The following is a 738-nucleotide window of genomic DNA, read 5'->3' as shown; positions in this document are numbered from 1 at the left end:
CTTCATCCTCAGTAATACGAGTAACTTGGCTGTTCACAAGATAGTCCGTTGTCTTAACATAAGGAATCGGTCCGTAAATATTGGCCATGTAAAAATGAAGCAACGCCCTAACGAAAAGTGCTTCACCTTTCAGTTGTTTTTTGTCACCATCAGGCAACATTTGGGAACCATCTACGCCCTCGATTAAGGCATTGGCTGAATAGATTTGGCTGTAGGTATCGTTCCATAATGTCTTAATAGTGTTGGTTGAAGCCAAAAGACTGTTGTCGTAAGCCAGCTGCAAATCCTCTCCGCTGCCATACAAAATCATTTCATCTGTATAAAGACCTAGCATTTGCGAAATTCCCGATGAATATCCCGTCAGCAGTCCTGCATCCCGCATTTTGGAATAAATGTCGCTCATTGCTGCATTGGCGGTCGCTTTCTCGTCAAATACATTCCCGCTGTTCAGCTGAGAGGTCGGCGGGTCGACTTCCAGGAAATTATCACAGGAGTTCAAGAGCAACAACGATGCGCTTACAAGCAGCAGCGTAATGATAAAGGACAAAAAGCGACTGGCTTTACTCATCCCTTTTTTTATAAAAATTGTTTCCATATTAAAAGGTTAAAAGGTTAATTGAAGTCCAGTACTCCAGACTTTCATTGGAGGTAAGTAGCCTATGCTCATAAATTCAGGATCGTTGCCTTTATATGGCGTGAACGTGAGTATATTTTGTGCTTCCAAAAAAACTCGGCATG

1 protein-coding gene is annotated in these 738 nt (G+C 42.3%); it reads right to left on the bottom strand.

Annotation, left to right across the window (positions count from 1 at the left end):
* Positions 1 to 568 (bottom strand): RagB/SusD family nutrient uptake outer membrane protein (locus K0H48_RS28570; RefSeq protein WP_219337627.1); only part of this gene is annotated, 568 nt, incomplete at its 3' end.
* Positions 569 to 738 lie beyond the last annotated feature (170 nt).

The sequence above is a fragment of the Pseudomonas sp. Xaverov 259 genome, assembly GCF_019352915.1.
Classification (GTDB): Bacteria; Pseudomonadota; Gammaproteobacteria; order Pseudomonadales; family Pseudomonadaceae; genus Aquipseudomonas.
The sequence above is the reverse complement of the archived record's forward strand: the minus strand, read 5'-3'. Positions and strand labels throughout refer to the sequence as shown.